We start from the raw sequence: 2,282 nt of genomic DNA, 5'->3' as shown, positions 1-2,282 counted from the left end.
TTTCCATAATTAATGGCAACGTGTTTGTGTATGGTTAGTTGCGTGGTTAAGCAACTAATTTAGCAAATAAATCACAGATAGAACATTCCGCAGGAATGTTCGTAAGTCGGCAATGACCAAGCAATTAATTATACACGGTGTTGCCATTTCGTTGTTTTTATTAGATTTATAATTATTCGGCTTAATTCTGTTTTTTGTTTTTCAACATTTGAGTGAATTCAGTCAGCGTATTGTTCCGCAATATTTTTCAATTACGATTGAGTGAGCAATTCCGCAACTTGCTAAATTCCGCAAACAATTCAGATTTCATATTGTAATTACTTTTTTCATAAAAATCCATTTCAATTGGGTTTGTTTCCCAGATTGAGTTTCATATTCCGTTATTCTTGGTGAAAGCAAACCAGCAATTCCACCGCTAATCATACCTTTATACGGACTTTCTAAATTTCTAAATGTAAAGTGCAAAATTGTCCAAACGATTAAGAAAATAATCAAAAAAGACAAGTACCATAAAATTCTAACTTTTGTTTTCTTGTTCATAATTTTCAATATTTGAGTGCGTTCCGCCAATGAATGGCAACGGTCTCGTATAACCGTCAGTTACGGGTTAATATGCGTTAATTTTCGGTTTAGCACAGACGTTAGCAATTCCGAGTGGATTCGGACGTAGTCGAATTCGCCGTAATTGCGGTTATACATTGTTGTGCAACGTTTTTTATTTTTCACGCTTTCTATTTTTCAGTTGCCAAATCATACTCGCTCCGACAAAAAGATAAATTACAATCCATAATATCGAATCAAAGTCAATATCCATAAATCCGAATATTATCATTCCAAGAATTCCAATTCCGCCTATCAAATAAATCGGTGCTAAATATTTCCAGATGTCTTTGTTATAAATCCAATGTTCAATTTTTCCACCTGTATAGTGTCCAGGGTCATACATTTTGTCATTCCATTCACTATGTCCAGCTAAATAACCTTCGGATTCAGGGTCTAAATCAGATTCAACAATTTCTAATTTTTCGATTAAAGGTATTGCTATTTCCAAATCACTTTCCTTAACCAAAACTTGGAATGGAAGTTTTTCTTTTGGTTCATCTTTCATAACAGAATTTAATCCGTTTTCTCTCAATTTTTGAGAAACAAACAAAGCATTAGAGCCATATTTATATGATGAAGCGATTACCATTTTCAAATGTTGCACAACGTGTTTGTGTATAATTTCGTTGCGTGTTTAAGCACTAAAGTTAGCAAATAAATCACAGATAGAAAGTCTGCGAGGACTTTCGTAAGTAGGCTATAACTAGCAATGAATTATACACGGTGTTACCTGCTGGCTTTTATTCATTTATCATTCTATTTACTTGCTTTTCCAAGTCCTCAATTCCATTAAATTTTCGGAATGTCAAATCCTTTTCGATTGATTTTAATTCAGTCGTTAATTCTATTATCAAGTCTAATGGTTCGACTTCATATCCGAACAGATTTTGGTCAAATTGTGTTCCGATTAGAAGTCCATCATTAGCCATTCCAACACACCAATTTTCCATAAATTCAGCTAATGGAATTTCGGTAGCCTTATATTTTTTCCATTCGTCTTTTGCACAGGATTTTGCTCGAACTTTTTCTGCCCAAAAGCATATTATTCCAATTGAATTTCCATTATCATCCTCAAATTGTGTCGAACTTGATGTTGCAAATCCGTTTTTACTTTTCAATCCGTAAACTATTCCGTTTTCAGAAACTGTTTTTATGAATTTCTGATGTCGATTTTTAAGTGTTATTGAATCTTGAAACATTTTCCCCTGTTTGCTTATTATTTTAAATCCTCTGTCAAATCAATTTCTATAAATTCCGCTTTTTTGTAGTTGTACTCGGCTAAATTCAACTCGGTCGTGTAATAAAATTTTCCTTCGCGCAATACAAAAGGGTCGCCTTGATTTGCGTCCATTTCAAATTTTTTGTCATTAATCACAAAATGATGATTAAATCCTTCGCTCAATAGGTTTTTTCCCATTCCAGTCCAATAATGAGTTAATGTATATCCTGAATCGAGAGAAAAAACAAAAAAGTCAGTCGTATCTCTATTTTTTATGGCATAGATTTTTTTTTGAAAAACAGCTTGCAAGTCAGATGGAAGTTGTTCGTAAGTCAATTTGCGTTTACTTTTCCAGTCCAAATCAATTTCGCCACCACAAGAAGTAAGTGTTAAAATCGTTATTAAAATCAGAATTGCGTTTTTCATTTTTCAGCTTGCAGGTAACGTTCTCGTATATGGA

Annotated in this window: 4 protein-coding genes; all 4 read right to left on the bottom strand. The window is 33.3% G+C overall.

Annotated elements, in window-relative coordinates:
• Positions 1-306 precede the first annotated feature (306 nt).
• The 4 genes from KO494_RS15895 to KO494_RS15880 all read right to left on the bottom strand — a co-directional run bounded on the left by KO494_RS15895 (position 307) and on the right by KO494_RS15880 (position 2,248).
• On the bottom strand, positions 307-540 hold the full coding sequence (locus tag KO494_RS15895) for a hypothetical protein (protein ID WP_215968612.1): 234 nt from the start codon (positions 538-540) through the stop codon (positions 307-309).
• 175 nt (positions 541-715) lie between these two features.
• Positions 716-1,192, bottom strand: a complete 477-nt coding sequence (locus tag KO494_RS15890) for a hypothetical protein (protein ID WP_215968611.1) — start codon at positions 1,190-1,192, stop codon at positions 716-718.
• A gap of 151 nt (positions 1,193-1,343) precedes the next feature.
• Positions 1,344-1,802, bottom strand: coding sequence for a DUF2750 domain-containing protein (locus KO494_RS15885; protein WP_215968610.1), 459 nt, complete (start codon positions 1,800-1,802; stop codon positions 1,344-1,346).
• 17 nt (positions 1,803-1,819) lie between these two features.
• Positions 1,820-2,248: a hypothetical protein gene (locus KO494_RS15880; protein ID WP_215968609.1), complete on the bottom strand. Its 429-nt coding sequence runs from the start codon at positions 2,246-2,248 to the stop codon at positions 1,820-1,822.
• Positions 2,249-2,282 lie beyond the last annotated feature (34 nt).

The organism is Lacinutrix sp. C3R15, from assembly GCF_018860825.1.
Lineage (GTDB): Bacteria > Bacteroidota > Bacteroidia > Flavobacteriales > Flavobacteriaceae > Oceanihabitans.
Note: the sequence above shows the minus strand (reverse complement) of the source record. Positions and strands in the feature narration are given on the sequence as shown.